General features: G+C 48.6%; 18 protein-coding genes. 3 read left to right on the top strand and 15 right to left on the bottom strand.

What is annotated here, in order from left to right:
* Positions 1 to 5: 5 nt before the first annotated feature.
* From HMPREF6485_RS05260 to lptB, 7 genes are all read right to left on the bottom strand, one after another.
* Positions 6 to 1,430, bottom strand: coding sequence for a peptidylprolyl isomerase (locus HMPREF6485_RS05260; RefSeq protein WP_004345188.1), 1,425 nt, complete (start codon positions 1,428 to 1,430; stop codon positions 6 to 8).
* 61 nt (positions 1,431 to 1,491) lie between these two features.
* Positions 1,492 to 2,976 (bottom strand): IMP dehydrogenase, encoded by a 1,485-nt coding sequence (gene guaB / locus HMPREF6485_RS05255; protein WP_004339996.1) that lies wholly within the window; start codon positions 2,974 to 2,976, stop codon positions 1,492 to 1,494.
* Between the two features lie 118 nt (positions 2,977 to 3,094).
* Entirely contained in the window at positions 3,095 to 5,317 is a 2,223-nt protein-coding gene (gene recQ / locus HMPREF6485_RS05250) for a DNA helicase RecQ (RefSeq protein ID WP_004345187.1), read from the bottom strand.
* A gap of 92 nt (positions 5,318 to 5,409) precedes the next feature.
* Entirely contained in the window at positions 5,410 to 6,651 is a 1,242-nt protein-coding gene (clpX, locus tag HMPREF6485_RS05245; RefSeq protein WP_004345186.1) for an ATP-dependent Clp protease ATP-binding subunit ClpX, read from the bottom strand.
* A 12-nt stretch (positions 6,652 to 6,663) separates the two neighbouring features.
* Complete coding sequence (gene clpP / locus HMPREF6485_RS05240) at positions 6,664 to 7,332, bottom strand: ATP-dependent Clp endopeptidase proteolytic subunit ClpP (protein WP_004339992.1); 669 nt, start codon at positions 7,330 to 7,332, stop codon at positions 6,664 to 6,666.
* 133 nt (positions 7,333 to 7,465) lie between these two features.
* On the bottom strand, positions 7,466 to 8,821 hold the full coding sequence (tig, locus tag HMPREF6485_RS05235) for a trigger factor (RefSeq protein WP_004339990.1): 1,356 nt from the start codon (positions 8,819 to 8,821) through the stop codon (positions 7,466 to 7,468).
* 116 nt (positions 8,822 to 8,937) lie between these two features.
* Entirely contained in the window at positions 8,938 to 9,753 is an 816-nt protein-coding gene (gene lptB / locus HMPREF6485_RS05230) for an LPS export ABC transporter ATP-binding protein (protein WP_004339989.1), read from the bottom strand.
* Between the two features lie 133 nt (positions 9,754 to 9,886).
* Here lptB and HMPREF6485_RS05225 point away from each other — a divergent pair, with 133 nt between their 5' ends.
* From HMPREF6485_RS05225 to HMPREF6485_RS05215, 3 genes are all read left to right on the top strand, one after another.
* On the top strand, positions 9,887 to 10,633 hold the full coding sequence (locus HMPREF6485_RS05225) for an MlaE family ABC transporter permease (protein WP_004339987.1): 747 nt from the start codon (positions 9,887 to 9,889) through the stop codon (positions 10,631 to 10,633).
* Between the two features lie 128 nt (positions 10,634 to 10,761).
* A complete protein-coding gene (locus HMPREF6485_RS05220) occupies positions 10,762 to 11,157 on the top strand; it encodes a four helix bundle protein (protein WP_004345183.1) in 396 nt (131 codons plus the stop codon).
* Between the two features lie 132 nt (positions 11,158 to 11,289).
* The gene (locus HMPREF6485_RS05215) at positions 11,290 to 12,066 is read left to right on the top strand and encodes an ABC transporter ATP-binding protein (RefSeq protein ID WP_004339981.1); all 777 of its coding nucleotides are present in this window, start codon (positions 11,290 to 11,292) and stop codon (positions 12,064 to 12,066) included.
* Between the two features lie 469 nt (positions 12,067 to 12,535).
* On the opposite strand, the gene HMPREF6485_RS05210 is transcribed toward HMPREF6485_RS05215, so the two are convergent.
* The 8 genes from HMPREF6485_RS05210 to HMPREF6485_RS05180 all read right to left on the bottom strand — a co-directional run bounded on the left by HMPREF6485_RS05210 (position 12,536) and on the right by HMPREF6485_RS05180 (position 19,177).
* Positions 12,536 to 12,922 carry a hypothetical protein gene (locus HMPREF6485_RS05210; RefSeq protein WP_004345182.1) on the bottom strand — a complete coding sequence of 129 codons (387 nt, stop codon included), beginning with the start codon at positions 12,920 to 12,922 and terminating at the stop codon, positions 12,536 to 12,538.
* Between the two features lie 87 nt (positions 12,923 to 13,009).
* The gene (locus tag HMPREF6485_RS05205) at positions 13,010 to 13,342 is read right to left on the bottom strand and encodes a TfoX/Sxy family protein (protein ID WP_004339977.1); all 333 of its coding nucleotides are present in this window, start codon (positions 13,340 to 13,342) and stop codon (positions 13,010 to 13,012) included.
* Between the two features lie 220 nt (positions 13,343 to 13,562).
* Positions 13,563 to 14,876, bottom strand: coding sequence for a ribosome biogenesis GTPase Der (gene der / locus HMPREF6485_RS05200; protein WP_004339975.1), 1,314 nt, complete (start codon positions 14,874 to 14,876; stop codon positions 13,563 to 13,565).
* A 123-nt stretch (positions 14,877 to 14,999) separates the two neighbouring features.
* A complete protein-coding gene (era, locus tag HMPREF6485_RS05195; RefSeq protein ID WP_004345181.1) occupies positions 15,000 to 15,881 on the bottom strand; it encodes a GTPase Era in 882 nt (293 codons plus the stop codon).
* 135 nt (positions 15,882 to 16,016) lie between these two features.
* Complete coding sequence (locus tag HMPREF6485_RS05190; protein WP_004339972.1) at positions 16,017 to 17,036, bottom strand: beta-ketoacyl-ACP synthase III; 1,020 nt, start codon at positions 17,034 to 17,036, stop codon at positions 16,017 to 16,019.
* Positions 17,036 to 17,221 (bottom strand): 50S ribosomal protein L32, encoded by a 186-nt coding sequence (gene rpmF / locus HMPREF6485_RS13490; protein ID WP_082231303.1) that lies wholly within the window; start codon positions 17,219 to 17,221, stop codon positions 17,036 to 17,038. The genes HMPREF6485_RS05190 and rpmF overlap by 1 nt, the downstream gene beginning before the upstream one ends.
* A gap of 27 nt (positions 17,222 to 17,248) precedes the next feature.
* Positions 17,249 to 17,797, bottom strand: a complete 549-nt coding sequence (locus HMPREF6485_RS05185; protein ID WP_004339968.1) for a YceD family protein — start codon at positions 17,795 to 17,797, stop codon at positions 17,249 to 17,251.
* A 183-nt stretch (positions 17,798 to 17,980) separates the two neighbouring features.
* Positions 17,981 to 19,177, bottom strand: coding sequence for a sensor histidine kinase (locus tag HMPREF6485_RS05180; RefSeq protein ID WP_004345180.1), 1,197 nt, complete (start codon positions 19,175 to 19,177; stop codon positions 17,981 to 17,983).
* Between the last annotated feature and the right edge of the window lie 116 nt (positions 19,178 to 19,293).

Raw genomic sequence — 19,293 nt, 5'->3', positions numbered from 1 at the left:
TCCGGTTATTGGTGTTTATTCACTGTAGCCAGCACTTCCTTATTGATGACAACAGTATATTTTTTGCGGAGGCTTTCCACCCACTGCTTCTCAAGTGCATCCTGATAGTCGGCCACGACAAGGGCGCGCACATCCTGATAGTCTTCAGGTTTGTTTTTAAGCACCTTACCAAACGTGGCATCGATGGGATAACCTTCAACGGGTTTCACCGTTACGGGAACTTTGAACACTTCTTTGTCAACCACCGCATTGTCACCTTTCTTGAAGATACCTTTCTCTACACGGATACGAAGCACAGAATCGTTGTTAAACGTGGTACGCAGAATATCGGCCCATTCGGCAAACGGCTTTCCTTTGATGCTGCGCTTCACGGCATCCACATCAGAAGCGGTCTTCACATGATAGGCAATTCCTTTGAAACGAGGTTCCTCCCAGCGATATTTCTTCTTGTTTTTAGCGAAATAGGCAGAAAGACCGGCCTCATCTTTAGCCGCCTTATCCCACACCGTGCGATTGCTAATCTCATAAAGCAATAGGCCGTCATGGTATTCTTTTATCAGATATTTCAGCGCATCGTCTTTGGCTGTCAGTTCTTCCGTCTTGGCATCAAGCAGCTGTTCAGGAGTGGTGTTACCCACCTTAGCTTCCTCTTGCAACCGATCGGTCACGATGGCATCGCGCAGACCACGACTTTCAATGAACTGATAGATGGAAGTTTTCACCGAATCGTATGGGAAGAACGGCTGCTTGTCATCCAGTTTCACAACATGATAACCGTATTCGGAGAGGAATGGCTTGCTGATTTCTCCTTTCTTCAAGGCATAAGCCACATCCTCATAAGCCTTAACCAACTGGTTACGCTCAATCCAAGGCAACTGCCCGCCATTGACAGCCGAGCTCTTGTCATCAGACAACCGACGCGCCAAATCGGCGAAATCGGCACCTTTTTTCAATGCGTTGTAAACAGAGTCGATGCGCACCTTGGCTGCGTTCTGCTGTGTCTTGGTAGCATTCTGGTCAAGAAGCAACAAGATGTGTGATGTCTTTAACAATCCACCGCCACCATCCACACGCTGTTGTGTTTCGCGGTAAATATCCCGTGCCTTAGCCTCAACATCGGCATCAGTCACCAGCGTGGGGCGCACTTGCTGGTCACGATATTCACGAAACTCTTTCTTAAAAGAACTCATCGTGTCGAGACGGGCGTCAAGGGCGGCCTGTACTTTCAACTTGTAATTGACAAACAAGTCAACATATTCACCAACGGTCTTCTTGTCGATGACACCCTCTGAGTTATTCTTGTTGTAAGAATACTCAAATTCAGACCGGCTCACGGGAGCTCCGTTGACCGTCATTACCACGGGATCATTCTGCGCATAAGCCATGCTCCCACAAAGGAGCATGGCCACCAACAATGTTGCTGTTTTCATTGTCTGTTATTCATTCTTCATTATGTCCGGCATCAGAAACTGGTTCTGACCGGGCAAGTGACTACTCCGGACGACTATAATTCGGGGCCTCACTCGTGATGGAGATGTCATGCGGGTGGCTCTCCATGACACCAGCGTTGGTGATGCGGGTAAACTTAGCCTCATGAAGCATGTTAATGTCGGCTGCCCCACAGTAGCCCATACCTGACCGAAGACCGCCAACGAGCTGATAAATCACCTCTTGCACCGTTCCTTTATACGGCACACGACCTGCGATACCTTCCGGTACGAGTTTTTTCACATCTTTGGTATCCCCCTGGAAATAGCGGTCTTTCGAACCGTTTTTCTGTTCCATAGCTTCCAATGATCCCATACCTCGATAGCTCTTGAACTTACGCCCATTGAAAATGATGGTATCACCGGGACTTTCCTCAGTGCCCGCAACGAGCGAACCAATCATGACGCTTGCCCCACCGGCAGCCAACGCTTTCACGACATCACCAGAATAACGAAGTCCACCATCGGCAATGAGCGGCACACCAGTACCTTTGAGAGCCGAATAAACATCATAGACGGCACTCAGCTGGGGAACACCGACACCGGCTACGACACGCGTTGTGCAAATGGAACCGGGACCAATGCCCACCTTAACGGCATCGGCACCATTTTCAACAAGCAGTTTGGCTGCTGCCCCAGTAGCCACATTGCCCACAACAACGTCAATGTGGGGAAAAGCAGCCTTCACTTCACGAAGCTTCTCAATCACACCTTTAGAGTGTCCATGAGCCGTATCAATGACAATAGCATCGGCACCAGCCTCAACGAGCGCACGGGCACGGTCGAGCGTATCAGCCGTAACACCGACACCTGCAGCCACCCGCAACCGGCCTTTCTCGTCCTTACAAGCCATCGGTTTGTCCTTGGCTTTGGTAATATCTTTATAAGTGATAAGGCCCACGAGATGGTTTTCATTATCCACAACGGGCAATTTTTCGATCTTGTTTTCCTGAAGAATCTGTGCAGCAGCGGCCAAGTCGGTCTGCAAATGCGTGGTCACGAGATTCTTGCTTGTCATCACTTCGTCTATTTTCTTGTCGAGATGGAGTTCAAACCGCAGGTCACGATTGGTCACAATACCCACCAAATGGTTGTCTTCATCCACCACAGGGATACCACCAATATGATATTCGGCCATCATACCGAGTGCGTCTTTCACCGTGCTGCCGCGACGGATGGTCACAGGATCGTAAATCATCCCGTTCTCAGCACGCTTCACGATAGCCACCTGACGGGCCTGCTCTTCAATAGTCATATTCTTGTGAACCACACCGATTCCCCCTTCCCGCGCAATGGCAATAGCCATGGCAGCCTCGGTAACGGTATCCATAGCCGCAGTCACGAAAGGCACATTCAACTCGATATTGCGAGAGAACTTGGTTTTCAACTCCACCGTTTTAGGTAGCACCTCTGAATAAGCAGGAATTAGAAGAACGTCGTCAAAAGTCAGACCGTCCATTACAATTTTATCAGCAACAAATGATGACATAACGTATTAAAAAATTTATTGCGTGCAAATATACCATTATTTTTCCACATAGCATTTGCTTTTCGCCTTTTTCTAACCGATATTAAAGCAATTTAACGGGTATTTCACGGGCTGTCCGTCAGTTGGCCATTTCAGAGAAGAACTTGATACGCACCAGTCTGATCTCGTCTTCTGAATAGTCTTCGCCCAGTTCCTCCATAGCCGTTTCGAGATCATCGGTTTCGCTTTCCCGGAAATAGTCGTAAATATCGTCCACATGGTCCTCATCCATCACCTCGTCGAGGAAATAGTCGATGTTGAGCTTGGTGCCGCTATACACAATAGCCTCCACCTCGTCGAGCAATTCGCCAAAATCAAGCCCCTTGGCATCGGCGATGTCATCGAGTGCCATCTGGCGGTCGATGCTCTGGATGATATACACTTTGAGCATGGATTTCTTGGCCACCGTTCTGACCCTTAATTCCTCCGGACGCTCTATGTCGTTCTCTTCGCAGTGCCGTTTGATCAAGTCGCAGAATTCCTTACCATAACGCTTGGCCTTACCGCTGCCCACGCCCTGTATCTGCTGCAACTCCTGCAATGAAACGGGATACACCGTTGCCATCTGTTCAAGCGATGAGTCTTGAAAAATCACATACTGGGGAACTTTTTTCTTGCGTGAGATTTCCTTACGCAAACTCTTCAGCATCGAGAAGAGAGTCTCATCGAGTGCAGCACCTCCGCCCATGCCACCGGCGGCCTCATCATCATAGTCGTCATTAAACTCAACATCTTCGACCACCATAAACGATTCCGGTCTCTTGATAAATTTCTTGCCGAGAGCCGTAAGTTTAAGCAGTCCGTAATTTTCCACGTCTTTCTTGAGATAGCCTGCGATGAGTGCCTGACGGATAACGGGGTTCCACACTTTGGGGTCTTCATCTTCGCCGGAGCCGAACTCTTCCAGTTGGTCGTGCTTGTGCGACACAATATCGTCAGTGCCACGCCCTTTCACAAAATCGACCACATAGTCTTGCCGGAAGTCTTCTTTCAGGGCTTTTACGGCCTTGAGTACTATGAGTAGGGCCTCCTTGGCTTCAAATTTGGTCTTGGGATGCAGACAGTTGTCACACATGCCACAGTTGTCCTTGGTATATTCCTCACCGAAATAGTGCAGCAGCATCTTTCTGCGACACACGGACGACTCGGCATAGGCTTTCGTCTCTTGCAACAGCTGACGTCCGATGTCCTGTTCGGCCACGGCCTTTCCTTCCATGAACTTCTCCAACTTTTTCAAGTCTTTAGGAGAATAGAACACCAGACAATAGCCCTCTCCCCCATCCCGGCCGGCACGCCCGGTCTCCTGATAGTAGCCTTCAAGACTTTTAGGGATGTCATAATGGATGACAAAACGCACATCGGGCTTGTCAATGCCCATGCCAAAGGCAATAGTGGCCACAATCACGTCGATGCGCTCCATAAGGAAATCATCCTGTGTCTGCGAACGCGTGGCCGAATCGAGACCGGCATGATAGGGAGCCGCCTTGATCTCGTTGACTTTCAATACAGCCGCCAACTCTTCCACCTTCTTTCGGGAAAGACAGTAAATGATGCCACTCTTGCCGGCATGTTGCTTGACAAACTTGACAATCTGCGTGTCGATATCGGCCGATTTCTGACGCACCTCATAATAGAGGTTACTGCGATTGAAAGAACTTTTAAATTCCTTGGCATCAGAGATGCCCAATGTCTTTTTGATGTCGGTGCGCACCTTGTCGGTGGCTGTCGCCGTGAGGGCAATGATGGGGGCACGGCCTAATATGTCGATAGCCTTGCGGATATTGCGGTATTCCGGACGGAAATCATGTCCCCACTCCGAAATACAATGCGCTTCATCGACGGCATAAAAAGAAATCTTCACTTCTTCCAAGAAAGAAAACTTGACCTTTTTGGCTCCTTGCCCGCCCCCTTCGCAGGCCTCGTCATCTTTGAGCAGTGACTCAGGGGCCACATAGAGCAGTTTGGTGCGACCACTGAGCACATCGGTCTTGACACGCTCTATCTCGGCTTTGTTGAGCGAGGAGTTCAGATAATGGGCTACGCCTTCCTCTTCGCTCATGCCGTTGATGACATCCACCTGATTTTTCATCAACGCTATCAGCGGCGACACAACAATGGCTATGCCGTCCATGATGAGTGAAGGTAGCTGGTAGCACAGGCTCTTTCCCCCGCCGGTGGGCATCAGCACAAACGTATCATTTCCCTTGAGCAGATTGCGGATAATAGCTTCCTGATCGCCTTTGAAAGCATCAAAGCCGAAATAGTGTTTCAGTTGTTGTGTAAGATTAACTTCTTTCGCCATATAACAAGCAGTCTACAGGCCACTGCTCCCATTTATGTTGTTTTCAGGTAAGCCCTGCCCGGAGCCCCAAAAGGCCCGGACAAGGGATATGATTAAGCTGTCAGCAGATTGTTCAGATGAGCTTTTTCGAGTTGCTCCTTTGCATAGTCTGCGGTGATTTCAAATTTCTTGATACGTTTCGACGGTATGTCAAACATGGCGTCCATCACGACCGTCTCCACGATGGAACGCAGTCCGCGTGCACCGAGTTTATACTCCACAGCCTTGTCTACAATGTAGTCGAGTGCACCCTCGGCAAAAGTCAGCGTCACCCCATCCATCTCAAACAACTTGATATATTGCCGGATTATCGAGTTTTTAGGTTCGGTGAGAATACGGCGCAACGCCTCCCTGCCCAACGGATTGAGATAGGTGAGCACCGGCAGGCGGCCCACCAGTTCGGGAATAAGTCCGAACGACTTCAAGTCTTGTGGCTGGATGTACTGCATGATGTCCTCCTTGTCTATCTTGCGCACATGCTGAACAGAATTATACCCCACCACGTGGGTGTTCAGACGCTGCGCAATCTTGCGCTCAATGCCGTCGAAAGCCCCGCCGCAGATAAAGAGGATATTCCGCGTGTCCACATGAATATAATCTTGGTCGGGATGCTTGCGTCCTCCCTTGGGCGGCACATTGACCATCGTCCCTTCCAGCAACTTGAGCATGGCCTGCTGCACCCCTTCACCGCTCACGTCGCGCGTGATGCTGGGATTATCGCTCTTGCGGGCTATCTTGTCGATTTCGTCAATGAAGACGATGCCGCGCTGAGCTGCCTCCACATTGTAGTCGGCCACTTGGAGCAAGCGGCTAAGGATACTCTCCACATCTTCTCCCACATAGCCGGCCTCGGTAAACACCGTGGCGTCGACAATGGTGAAAGGCACTTTGAGCAATTTGGCAATGGTGCGGGCCAGCAGGGTCTTGCCCGTACCGGTGCTCCCCACCATAATGATATTGCTTTTCTCTATCTCCACACCTTCGTCACTCGCCGGTTGCTGAAGTCGCTTGTAATGGTTGTAGACAGCCACGGCCAAATGGCGCTTGGCATCGTCTTGTCCGATGATGTATTCATCAAGATATTGCTTAATTTCGCGGGGCTTCGGCAGTTTTTTCAAATCAAACTGCTCTTGCTCTTCCCCCGCCTGCCCTGTTTCTCCAAGCACACCCGAGGTGGTCAATATCTCGTAAGCCTGCTGCACGCAGTTGTCGCAGATATAACCGCTCAATCCGGATATCAGCAGCTTCACATCTTTTTCACTTCTTCCACAGAAGCTACAAATCTTCTTTGTCATCAATCCCTTTCCTTACGCCTTGTTTTTAAGCACCATGTCGATCATCCCATATTCTTTAGCTTCGTCGGCCGTCATCCAATAGTTACGGTCACTATCCTGCCACACCTTGTCAAACGGCGTGTGGGAATGCTCGGAAATGATGTTATAGAGTTCTTTCTTGAATTTCTGAATCTCCTTAGCCTCGATTTCGATATCGGAAGCCTGTCCTTGCACGCCGCCGAGCGGCTGATGGATCATCACACGGCTGTGGGGCAATGCCTGCCGCTTGCCTTCTTTACCGGCTACGAGCAGCACGGCAGCCATAGATGCAGCCATACCCGTGCAGATAGTGGCCACATCACTGGACACAAACTGCATGGTGTCGTAGATGCCCAAGCCGGCGGTCACGCTGCCACCGGGACTGTTGAGATAGATGGAAATGTCCTTACCCGGGTCAGTGGAATCCAAGTAGAGAAGCTGGGCCTGCAAAGTGTTGGCCGTATAGTCGTCAATCTCCGTACCCAAGAAAATGATGCGGTCCATCATCAGACGGGAGAACACATCCATCTGGGTGACGTTCAGCTGACGCTCTTCAAGAATATACGGATTAAGATAGCGCGCCTGCGCCTTCACAACATCGTCGATCATCATTCCACTCATGCCCAAGTGGCGAGTGGCATATTTTCTAAAATCGCTATTCATATTTTCTAATAACCTTAAAATTATTAAGACGAAAAGAGAGGTTGTCGGCCCTCTTTTTTCTTGTTTGTGGAACAAAGATAAGAAAAAAAGTCGACAACCTCCTTATATCAAGAAGTTTTTTTCTTAAAAAAGCTTATTCGCTCATCAGCTTGTTGAAGTCTTCGAGTGACACCTCTTTCTCGTTGAGCTTCACGACGGTCTTCAACACAGCCGTGAGTTTGCGGTCGATAGCCCGGTCTACGAGAGCATCGTTACTGTCGCCTTTCTTCAACACCTCATTGGCATAATTCTCGATATAATCTTCAGGAACATTGTTCATGCCATACTGGGCAAACTGTGCACGGGCGGCTTCCTTGGCAGCCTCCTTCACGTCGGCATCCTCTATCTTGATGTTTTGGGCCTTCACAAGCTGCTCCTTGATGAGGTGCCAAGTGAGTTCCTTGATGCTTTGTGCATAGTTTTTCTCCACATAGTCCTCGCCTTTGTCCTTGTTGTTACTGAGCATGATGCGCTTCAGCAGGGCATCGGGATAGGTGAGTTCGCCCACTTTCTTCTCGCAATGGGCGCGCACGTCTTGGATGAATTTGAAGTCGGAGTCGGTGGCGAGTTGCCTTTTCAGGCCTTCGGCTATCTTCTCACGGAACTCTTTCTCGTCTTTCACGACACCCTCGCCGAAAGTCTGGTCGAAAAGTTCCTGATCAACAGCATGCTTGGCGAAACGCTGAATTTCGGTAATCTGGAAGCTGAAGTCGGAAGTCATGTCCTTCACCGTATCACGCTCTATTTTCAACAAGGAAGATACCTCAGTATCGTTGTCGGGATAGGCCTTGCGGGGATTGAAGGTGATGATGTCGCCGAGCTTGGCTCCGTCGAAGAGTTTCTTCTGGTCGTCCACCTTGATGTAGGTCGGCATGAGCACGGCTGCCTCAACGGTGATACCGCCCTCCTTGGTATTGCCGGCCTCGTCAAGTTCGCGCAAGTCGCCTTTCAACATGTCGTTGTCCTTATAGGTTCTTGCCTTCTCGTAGCTGCCGGCACGGGAGGCGAACATATCCACCTGTTGGTCGACGAGCTTGTCGTCCACGATGATGTTATAGTAGTCCACCTTGTCGCGGCCGGTGAGTGACACCTTCATTTCGGGAGCCACGGCAATGTCGAAATAAAAAGTGAATTCAGTTCCGTTCTCCAAATCCTGGGGCTCCTGCTTCTCGGAAGGCAGAGGTTCGCCAAGCATCTGGATATTGTTGTCTTGCACATACTTGTAGATTTCCTTGCCTACAAGTTTGTTGATTTCATCCATGCGGGCAGCGGCACCGTACTGGCGCTTGATCAGGCCCATCGGCGCCTGTCCCGGACGGAAACCGGGCATATTGGCTTTTTTGCGATAATCCTTCAATGTCTTCTCGACATTCTCTTTGTAGTCAGCTTCTTCAACGGCGATGGTCATCAGACCGTTCACCTTGTCGGGATTCTCAAATGAAATTTTCATCTCTGATGTTTTTGTTATATTTATTATTGTTTTTATTTTCAGCTTTGCCGGTTAGGGGTGCAAAAGTAATGATTATTGGTGTAAACACCTAATCTATAAAAGAAAAATTTGTTTTTTTAACGCAACGAGGCTACAAAGTCCAAGTCTTCTTCATTGGGCTTGAACTTGCGATAAACGAAGTTCTCACTCAAGTAGTGCTTGCGCACCGTGGGATCGGCGGCAATTTCTTCAGGAATGCCTTTGAAAAGTATCTTTCCTTCGAAAAGCAGGTAGGCGCGATCGGTGATGGACAGGGTTTCCTGCACGTTGTGGTCGGTGATAAGGATGCCGATGTTGCGGTATTTCAGCCGCCACACGATGTGCTGGATATCTTCCACAGCGATAGGATCGACACCGGCAAAAGGCTCGTCGAGCATGATGAACTTGGGATCGATGGCCAGACATCGGGCTATCTCCGTGCGGCGTCGCTCACCGCCGGAGAGCTGGTCGCCCTTGTTCTTGCGCACCTTGTTGAGCCGGAATTCGCTGATCAGGCTCTCCAGCTTGTCGAGCTGGTAGCGATGCGGCCTGCCGGTCATTTCAAGCACCGACATGATATTGTCTTCCACGCTCATTTTGCGAAACACGCTGGCCTCCTGTGGCAGATAGCCTATGCCGGCACGGGCACGTTTGTAGACGGGATAGTCGGTGATTTCTTCATCGTTGATGTAGACGTGTCCCTCGTTGGGCACCACCAGTCCGGTAGTCATATAGAACGAGGTGGTCTTGCCGGCTCCGTTGGGGCCGAGCAGCCCCACGATTTCTCCTTGCTTCACATTGATGGTCACGCCGTTGGCCACCGTGCGGGCCCCGTAGCGTTTCACCAGTCCTTCTGTGCGCAGCACGGCCCGCTCACCGCCCGGCTGTGCTACACTCATGTTATTTTCGTCCATAATGATGAATTTGGATGCAAAATTACTAAAAAACAACCGATTATCCCTTATAAAATCAAAAACTATTCCACAAAATGCAGTTTTTAAGTAGATTTTGGTTACTTTTGCAACCATAAAACAGAATTAAACCTACATGCTGATTTTGAAATGGCTTACCACCTTTGGTAAATATCTGATATTGATGGGGCGTTCGTTCTCCCGGCCCGAGCGCATGCGCATGTTCATGAAACGCTATGTCAAGGAGATGTCGCAGTTGGGGGTGGACTCCATCGGCATCGTGTTGTTGATATCGTTTTTTATCGGGGCAGTGATATGCATCCAAATGAAGCTGAACATCCAGAGCCCGTGGATGCCACGGTGGGTGTCTGGCTACACCACGAGAGAGATTATGCTGCTCGAATTCTCCTCTAGCATCATGTGTCTGATTCTTGCAGGAAAGGTGGGCTCGAACATTGCTTCGGAACTCGGCACCATGCGTGTCACCCAACAGATAGACGCACTCGACATCATGGGTGTCAATTCTGCCGGCTATCTCATTCTGCCGAAAATCCTCGGACTGGTCACCATCATGCCGTTTCTCGTCATCTTCTCGTCGGCTATGGGCATCATTGGTGCCTACGCCACGGCATACGTGGGGCATATTCTCTCTCCCGACGACCTGACGCTGGGTCTGCAACATTCGTTCAACGCGTGGTTTGTGTGGATGAGTATCATCAAAAGTCTTTTCTTTGCTTTCATCATCGCCTCAGTGTCGTCCTATTTCGGCTACACCGTGGAAGGCGGTTCGGTGGAAGTGGGCGAATCTTCAACCGACGCCGTGGTGTGCTCAAGCGTACTCATCCTCTTTTCAGATGTGTTCCTGACGCAGGTGCTGAGCTGACGGCCCCCTGTCTTGGGAGTTAAAGGGAGTTAAGGAGTTAAAGGGAGTTAAGACATCAGCTTCGAAGATGAAAAAGGGGTGTCTGTCTAAGCATGAGAATCTTTACACATTAACATAGTTGCAGGCACATGAATTCGAAAGATTATACTTTCTGCTTTGAAAGCATTATTGCATGGCAAAAAGCTCATGCTTTTGTCTTGCTTGTATATCAAATAACCAAATTGTTTCCTGATGAAGAAAGATTTGGCCTCACTTCACAGTTTCGCAGAGCAGCTGTATCCATTGAAGCTAATATAGCCGAAGGATACAAGAAGGTCGGAAGACAAGACAAATTGCGATTCATGAACATTGCACAAGGAAGTTTGGAGGAATGCAGAGATTATATCATCTTATCCAGAGACCTGAATTATATAAATCGCGATCAATTTCATCTGTTATATGACAGCATAACAGAAGCAAGCAAATTACTGAATGCTTATTGCAATGGCATCATCAACAATAGGGCTTTAGAACAAAAAATATAAATACAAACATCTCTACATCCACAATAAACGAAAAACAAAGAAAATGGAGTACGGACAAGCAGCCCCTTTCACCCCAAGACTGTTGTCTTAACTCCCTTTAACTCCTTAACTCCCTTTAACTCCCCGAGAAATATGATCGAAGTAAAACATCTTACAAAATCCTTTGGTGACAAAACGGTGTTGAACGACATCAATGTCAAGTTTGAAACCGGCAAGACCAATCTGATTATCGGCCAGAGCGGTTCGGGAAAAACCGTGCTGATGAAGAATCTTGTGGGCCTGCTCGACCCCACAGAGGGCGAAGTGCTCTATGATGGGCGTAACTTCGTGCAGATGAGCAAGAAAGAGAAAGTCAGAATGCGACGCGAAATGGGTATGATTTTTCAGAATGCAGCCCTATTCGACTCGCAGACTGTACTCGAAAACGTGATGTTCCCGCTCGATATGTTCTCCACGATGAATCTGCGCGAACGCACAAAGCGGGCGCAGGAATGCCTTGACCGGGTGAACCTCATTGACGCACAGCAGAAGTTTCCGGGCGAAATATCGGGTGGTATGCAGAAACGTGTGGCCATAGCACGGGCCATCGTGATGAATCCCAAGTATCTCTTTTGCGACGAGCCCAACTCCGGACTCGACCCGAAGACTTCGCTCGTGATTGACGATCTGCTATCGGGCATCACCAAAGAGTTTGGCATGACGACCATCATCAACACCCACGACATGAACTCGGTGATGGGCATCGGGGAGAACATCTGCTTCATCTATAAAGGACGGAAAGAGTGGCAGGGTACGAAAGACGATGTGATGAACTCCACCAATGAGAAGCTCAACGACCTGGTGTTTGCCAGCGACCTGTTCAGAAAAGTGAAAGAAGTGGAGATGGAAGAAGAGAAAAAAGAAGGCTGACCATAGGAAGGAAAGAAAAGCGGCGACATAGCTGTGGATAGGTGATTCGGCCTGACCGCTGAAGCTGACACCATATATCCCTCCGATACGATGTCAAACAAATTCGCTACGCATTTGCATTCGGGCTTTTTTAGGGTTATCTTTGCATAAGCAAGAGAAGTACGCAGGTGCTTCTCTTTTTTTGTTTCCGGGTTTTCCAATATCTCGCAACAGCCATTCGAGGAGCTAAAAGGGCCTCTTTCAGTTTCTCACTACGGCCATTTCGAACTTTCAGTGTGGCTCTTTCACCTTATCAAAGGGCTACACTGGGAATGCTTTTCCGATGTTTTTGGCATTTTGGACGGTCGTTTTCATCTTACGCACCGGATGTCCATGTTTTTCATGTCATGCTTTTTCATTTCTTTTAATACTTCCCACTATACGCCCGTCTACTCCGGAAACGTGCAGCATACGGGAATAAGCGAGTGGGTCATTTCATTTTCCAAACTCCCCGATGCTCCACCATAGGCACCATGACCTCCTCACTCGTGCTGTCACCGTATGAAAACACCAGAAACACTTGGGCCGTGTGGCGTGCCGTATCGGCCTTGGCATTGACGATTCTCACCTCTTTGATGCCACGATGCTCGTCCTGCTGCTGGCCGGCAAACATCTTGGCATTGGTGACGAGCTGTTCACGATAGCTGTCGGGAATGGAGTCGGGGGTGTACCGGCCGGCCACATAGTCGTCGTATTTGCCTTCAATCAACAAGTCGTAACAGCCCTTGGCAGCCACAGCGGCCAACTCTCCGGCATCGGGAGCGGACGTGCATGCCAAGGCAAGTATAAGTACCGGAAAATATAAAAGTTTTCTCATCGTCTTCTCTTTTTACATAAGGTGTCGCAAAGATACGGATTTTATCCCGGAAAAAGCAACTTTTGGCCGGCAGTAATGCCGGTTGTGTCATTTTTTGTTAGCTTTCCGCTTCTTGCCTCCTCCCTTTTCCAATGCTCTAAAAGTGGCGGCAACTAAAGCAGAGACATAGTCGCGGTCGTCAAGATCGGGAATATAGAAACAGGGCTTGGCACCATCGTAGGGCGGTTCCAGAAGCTTCTCTTTCAGCAAGGGTGCAGCCTCCTCCGTCACTTTCAGAAAGAGTTTGTCATCACAAATCACTCCCACGAAAACGGAGTTACAATACATTCCGTAGCCACCGAACATCTTCCGGCAGAAGATTTCTCCCGCTGCAGAAGCCTGTTCTGCCACAAAATCTACAAATTCTTGTCTACAAGCCATAGGGACATGTTGTTTATTGGTTTTGTCATCACAAATGAGTGGGGGCCTCCCTTCATCTCACACCGACAGGCATAAAAGCTGGAAGCAAATCACCCGAAACACGGCAAATATACTTTTTTTTCCTGAATCTCGCAACAAACTGGCCACAGAAAAGCGAAATGCACATCTACCCATGACGGGCGGATGTGCATTGATGGGACGCAATATGATGCCGCGAGAGCTATTTCTGCCGCACGAACACATTGATGGGGCAACCATGCATCGACCAGTTTTCGCGAATCTTGTTTTCGAGAAAGCGCCGATAGTTCTCTTTCACATACTGCGGCAGATTGGCATAGAACACAAAAGAGGGAATCTGCGTGTTGGGCAACTGCGTGCAATACTTGATTTTGATATATTTACCCTTGATGCTCTGCGGTGGATAGGCCTCGATGATGGGCAACATCACTTCGTTGAGTTTCGATGTACCCACACGGATCTTACGGTTGAGATACACTTGCTTGGCTGTTTCAAGTACCTTGAAAATGCGCTGCTTGGTGACAGCCGACGAAAAGATGATGGGGAAATCCACAAATGGAGCCATGCGCGCACGGATGGCATTCTCGAAGGTGTCGATAACCTTCTGGGTCTTGTCTTCCACCAGATCCCACTTGTTGACAACAACAACAAGCGACTTGTTGTTCTTCTGTATCAACTGGAAGATATTCATATCCTGAGTCTCAATGCCCCTCGTGGCATCAATCATGAGGATACAAACATCCGAATTTTCGATGGCCCGGATGGAACGCATCACGCTGTAGAACTCCAAATCCTCACTCACCTTGTTCTTGCGCCGTATGCCGGCAGTATCGACAAGATAGAAGTCGAAGCCGAACTTGTCGTAACGGGTGTAGATGCTGTCGCGCGTGGTACCGGCTATTTCGGTCACAATATTGCGGTCTTCTCCGATAAAGGCGTTGATGATACTCGACTTTCCCACATTAGGACGCCCAACCACGGCAAAGCGGGGAATATCGTCTTCGAGTTCCTCCTCTTCCTTAGGCTGCATCTTCTCAAGTATCAGGTCGAGCAAGTCACCCGTACCACCGCCTGTGGCGGCGCTGATGCAATGAGGATCGCCAAGTCCCAGTTTGTAAAATTCGGCTGCCTCGTAATATTCGGAACTATTATCCACCTTGTTGGCCACGAGGATGACGGGCAGCTTCGTGCGACGCAGAATCATCGCCACGTCTTCATCCCAGTCGGTCACACCGGTACTGACATCTACCAAAAACAGCACAAGGTCGGCCTCCTCTGTGGCCACAAGCACCTGCCGTCGGATGGCATCTTCGAAAATATCGTCTGACTTGACCACCCAACCGCCGGTATCGACAACCGAAAATTCACGTCCGTTCCATTGGCACTTGCCATACTGGCGGTCGCGAGTCGTACCGGCTGTGTCGCTGACAATGGCCCGGCGACTTTGGGTCAATCGATTGAAAAGTGTTGACTTACCCACATTGGGGCGGCCAACAATAGCTACTAAACTTGCCATTTTTTGTTGTTTTAATTTCTGAAGTTATACATTCTTCGGCCCTCGCTTAAGCAGCGAGAGTAATACCCTCCATACATTCAGGGCCAAAATTATATTTCTTTTTGTGGTGAGACTTTTACTTTCTCACTCCGGATTATACCCGAAATGCTTCAATTCCTTTTGCGAACTGCGCCAGTCCTTATCCACCTTCACGAAAGTTTCAAGGAAAATCTTCTTGTCGAAAAACTTTTCCAGTGCCTTACGTGCTTCACTGCTCACTTTCTTGAGGGCCACACCCTGATGCCCGATGATGATACCTTTTTGGGAGTCACGTTCCACATAGATCACCACATTGATATGTATCTTATGCTCGTCTTCCTTGAAACGCTCCACACTCACTTCAACCGAGTAGGGAATCTCCTTGTCGTAATAGAGCAGAATCTTCTCTCGGACTATCTCTGAAACGAAGAATTTAGCCGGTTTGTCCGTCAGCTGGTCTTTGTCGAAATAGGCAGGTGACTCGGGCAACAGCTCCTTAATACGGCGCATGAGCATATCCACGCCAAACTTATTCTTGGCCGAAATGGGCAGAATCTCCGCATTGGGCAACAACGAGTGCCATTTCTCCACCAGATCGCCCAGCTTTTTCTGGTCGCTCTCGTCAATCTTATTGATAAGCAGCAGCACCGGAATGGACATTTTCTTCACCTTATCAAGAAAATCCACATTCTTTTCGGGATTCTCTACCACATCAGTCACATAAAGCAACACATCGGCATCGGCCAAAGCACTTTCGGAGAAAGCAAGCATCATCTCCTGCATTTTGTAATTGGGTTTCAACACACCGGGCGTATCCGAGAACACTATCTGTGTGTCTTCAGTGTTCACGATTCCCATAATGCGATGCCGCGTGGTCTGTGCCTTGAATGTAGCGATCGATATCCGCTCGCCAACGAGTTGGTTCATCAATGTCGACTTACCCACATTCGGATTGCCGACGATATTCACAAATCCTGCCTTATGCATATTTTCCTTTATTCGTTCGTCCTCTATTCTTATTGGGATTTACCTGTCTTTTCCAAACAATACCCACAACCGAAAAACGCATCCTTCCCGATTTAGCAAGAAAGGATGCGTTATCTGTAGTTCTGTTTAATGCGTTTATTTCTTTGTCACAGCCTTTGCACCGTCGTAAGCCCACTTGTAGAAGGAAGCTCCATGCACAAAACCGGCTCCGAAAGCCGTAAAGATGATATTGTCACCTTTGTTCAACTGGCTTTCATAGTCCCAAAGGGCCAACGGAATCGTGGCGGCACTGGTGTTGCCGTAATGGTCGATGTTGACAGCCACCTTGTCCATGGGCAAACCTGCACGCTTAGTCACGGCCTCGATAATACGAAGATTGGCCTCATGCGGCACAACCCATTTCACATCGTCTGCCGTCAGGTTGTTGGCCTCCATGACTTTCATCACGTCGTTGCTCATGTCCGTCACAGCATAGCGGAACACCGTCCGTCCCTCTTGGTAGAGGTAATGAAGACGATGGTCTACCGTAAACTGAGAAGTCGGACAAACAGAGCCACCTGCTTTCATGTGTAAGAACGGAAGCCCGATACCATCGGTACGGAGAAAAGAATTCTGATATCCGATGTTCTCCTCTTCCGTAGCCTCTAAGAGTACGGCTGCGGCTCCATCACCAAACAATACACAAGTGGCACGATCGGTATAGTCAACCAGCGACGACATCTTGTCGGCACCTATCACAACAATCCGCTTGTAGCGACCACTCTGTATCATGGATGCGGCAACATCAAGCGAATAGAGGAAACCACAGCAAGCAGCCTCGAAATCGAAAGCAAAGGCATTTTTCAGCCCCAACTTCCCAATCACGATGGAAGCCGTGGAAGGAAACTTATAATCAGGAGTGGTGGTGGTCACGATGAGTGCATCTATCGTGTCAGGGTCAACGCCTGTCTTCTGGATGAGTTGCTTGGCTGCCTTACGGGCCATGTAACTCGTGCCGAGACCTTCTTCGGTGAGAATACGCCGTTCCTTGATACCCACACGCGCCATAATCCACTCGTCATTGGTATCCACCATGCGCGACAGTTCCTCGTTGTTGAGGATATAGTCAGGCACGTATCCGCCAATACCCGTGATTATTGCGTTGATTTTGCCCATTATTCAGCAGTTTCCTTAACAATAGCGACCTTGCCTCTATAGTAGCCGCAAGTGGGGCAAACTGTGTGATACACATAATAGGCACCGCAGTTAGGGCATGTGGCCAATGTCGGGACTACTGCCTTATCATGAGTTCTTCTCTTGAGTGTACGGGTCTTGGACTGTCTTCTTTTAGGATGTGCCATAATTGTAAATCTTTAATTTTTATTTTTTTAATCTTCAATTTTCAAATTGGAAAGTGCCGCCCAGCGTGGATCCATAGTCTGCTCATCATTATCCTCACCGCTTCGGGCGGCAGACGGCTCTTCACCCAAAGGCGAAAAGTGGTTCAGCACGTCAATCATGGCAGAGTTACATTTTCCAGGTGCATGCACATGCCTGATGGGAATGTTGAGTACTATAAATTCATAGATGAACCATGCGATATCGAGTATTCCTTCGTCCTCAGCCACCGTCACGAGCTCATCTTCTTCCGAGTAGTTTTCTCCAAACTTAGCTATAAGACGGTTATCCGTCTCTATCGCCTGTTCCATGTCGTCCAAACAGACATCACATGGGATGTGTACAAAACCCTTTGTATGGAAATTCAGCTCAAAGAAATCTTCCGAACGGCGTACAGATACGTGGCACGACAAATTTCCCCGCTGAATCTCAGGGGCTTCAATAGCCTTAAAATATTCATCGGCAAGCTGATACTCAAAGGTGTTTTCACCTTCTTTCAAAGCTTTCAAATCTATCTTAAAAGACTTTATACTACACATTTACGGGCTGCAAAGTTACGAATATTTTTTGATTTATGCTACACTACGAGTAAAAATATTTAGATGCTTCCCAATTTTCCACATCTTTCCATACCTTAGTACTACATACGGTGTCACGAAGTTTCCCATTGGACAGCTATCATCGCACAGGTTCAAAACCGTCCGAACAGGATGGAAAAGCACTTACTCTCCTTTAGGAAGTTCAATCCGAAAAGTGGTTCCTTTGCCAAGTTCCGAACTTTTAACCCATATTTTGCCGTGGTGGTATTCTTCTACGATACGCTTGGCCAAGCTCAATCCAAGTCCCCATCCCCGTTCTTTGGTTGTAAAACCGGGACGGAAAACATTACCCACATCCTTCCTCCGGATGCCTCTTCCCGTGTCCGAAACTTCTATGACTGCCTTCTCTCCGGCATCTTCCACCCGCAACGTCACTGTACCGGGAACTCCCCCCATAGCATCAATGGCATTCTTGGCCAGATTTTCAATTACCCATTCAAACAGAGAAGCATTGAGTTTGATGATAATGTTGTCCTTGGGCATTATTTTAACGATCTTCACCTTATTGGACGTACGCCGAACCATATAATCCATCACATGGTCAAGCACATTATGCAAGCTCGCCGGAACAGGCTCAGGAAGCGACCCTATCTTTGAAAAACGGTCGGCAATCAGCTGTAATCGCTTCACATCTTTATCCATCTCCGGAATCAGAGCATCCTCCGGATAGCTCTCCTTTAGAATCTCCATCCATGCCATGAGACTTGATATGGGAGTTCCGAGCTGGTGGGCTGTCTCCTTTGAAAGTCCCACCCAGATTTTATTCTGCTCTGCCCGCTTGGAGGTCAAGAGGGCAAAAATGGCAACGACGACAAATACCATGACGACTCCCAACTGCACTATGGGGTACACAGCCAATCGCTTGAGCATCAGGGACTCGTCGTAACACACTTGTATATAGTCATGCCCGACAGCATTAGATGTTTCGCCAACTTTTCCACCAAGTTCTATCTTGATATTATTCCCGGCCTCCAACCATTCTCTCCCCAATTTCGAAGCCTTCTTCAGACTATCCAAATCATCTACTCCTTCCAGTCCCACAACGTTTCTGAAGGTCTGGGCCTCCCCTTTGGAGTCCAGCACTATGACAGGAATAGTATTATTCTCATTGATCACTTTCAGTACCAGATTCAGGTCGGTATTCTCATCAGCCATATTCAATGAACGCATGGCCTCGGCCCAAACCTCCATGCGATGACGCTCCTCTGAAGCTAAATCCCTAATAAGAAAATGTGAAACAAGCAGACTGGCAACTGCTATCATCACAGCAGCTGCAACAAGAAGTATCTTCATTTGCCGTATTCGGTCAGTCCATTGCATACAACACCATAACGCCATTATCGCAACAATATTGCATCAAGCACCAAACGAAGAATGCCTAAATACCTGTTATCAAGTTTTTCCCGTTTTTCCTGTCATGCCGTCATTTCCACCTG

Origin of the sequence: Segatella buccae ATCC 33574 (assembly GCF_000184945.1) — a bacterium.
Classification (GTDB): Bacteria; Bacteroidota; Bacteroidia; order Bacteroidales; family Bacteroidaceae; genus Prevotella; species Prevotella buccae.
Note: the sequence above shows the minus strand (reverse complement) of the source record. Positions and strands in the feature narration are given on the sequence as shown.

Bases quoted from the DNA above. Each gene is read 5' to 3' on its own strand.
- tig (WP_004339990.1), bottom strand. From the start codon at position 8,821: ATGAAAATTTCATTTGAGAATCCCGACAAGGTGAACGGTCTGATGACC.
- HMPREF6485_RS05225 (WP_004339987.1), top strand. From the start codon at position 9,887: ATGCTGATTTTGAAATGGCTTACCACCTTTGGTAAATATCTGATATTG.
- guaB (WP_004339996.1), bottom strand. From the start codon at position 2,976: ATGTCATCATTTGTTGCTGATAAAATTGTAATGGACGGTCTGACTTTT.
- HMPREF6485_RS05210 (WP_004345182.1), bottom strand. From the start codon at position 12,922: ATGAGAAAACTTTTATATTTTCCGGTACTTATACTTGCCTTGGCATGC.
- HMPREF6485_RS05180 (WP_004345180.1), bottom strand. From the start codon at position 19,177: ATGCAATGGACTGACCGAATACGGCAAATGAAGATACTTCTTGTTGCA.
- clpX (WP_004345186.1), bottom strand. From the start codon at position 6,651: ATGACAAAGAAGATTTGTAGCTTCTGTGGAAGAAGTGAAAAAGATGTG.
- HMPREF6485_RS05190 (WP_004339972.1), bottom strand. From the start codon at position 17,036: ATGGGCAAAATCAACGCAATAATCACGGGTATTGGCGGATACGTGCCT.
- der (WP_004339975.1), bottom strand. From the start codon at position 14,876: ATGGCAAGTTTAGTAGCTATTGTTGGCCGCCCCAATGTGGGTAAGTCA.
- HMPREF6485_RS05185 (WP_004339968.1), bottom strand. From the start codon at position 17,797: ATGTGTAGTATAAAGTCTTTTAAGATAGATTTGAAAGCTTTGAAAGAA.
- HMPREF6485_RS05220 (WP_004345183.1), top strand. From the start codon at position 10,762: ATGAATTCGAAAGATTATACTTTCTGCTTTGAAAGCATTATTGCATGG.
- clpP (WP_004339992.1), bottom strand. From the start codon at position 7,332: ATGAATAGCGATTTTAGAAAATATGCCACTCGCCACTTGGGCATGAGT.
- rpmF (WP_082231303.1), bottom strand. From the start codon at position 17,221: ATGGCACATCCTAAAAGAAGACAGTCCAAGACCCGTACACTCAAGAGA.
- HMPREF6485_RS05215 (WP_004339981.1), top strand. From the start codon at position 11,290: ATGATCGAAGTAAAACATCTTACAAAATCCTTTGGTGACAAAACGGTG.
- recQ (WP_004345187.1), bottom strand. From the start codon at position 5,317: ATGGCGAAAGAAGTTAATCTTACACAACAACTGAAACACTATTTCGGC.
- lptB (WP_004339989.1), bottom strand. From the start codon at position 9,753: ATGGACGAAAATAACATGAGTGTAGCACAGCCGGGCGGTGAGCGGGCC.
- HMPREF6485_RS05205 (WP_004339977.1), bottom strand. From the start codon at position 13,342: ATGGCTTGTAGACAAGAATTTGTAGATTTTGTGGCAGAACAGGCTTCT.
- era (WP_004345181.1), bottom strand. From the start codon at position 15,881: ATGCATAAGGCAGGATTTGTGAATATCGTCGGCAATCCGAATGTGGGT.
- HMPREF6485_RS05260 (WP_004345188.1), bottom strand. From the start codon at position 1,430: ATGAAAACAGCAACATTGTTGGTGGCCATGCTCCTTTGTGGGAGCATG.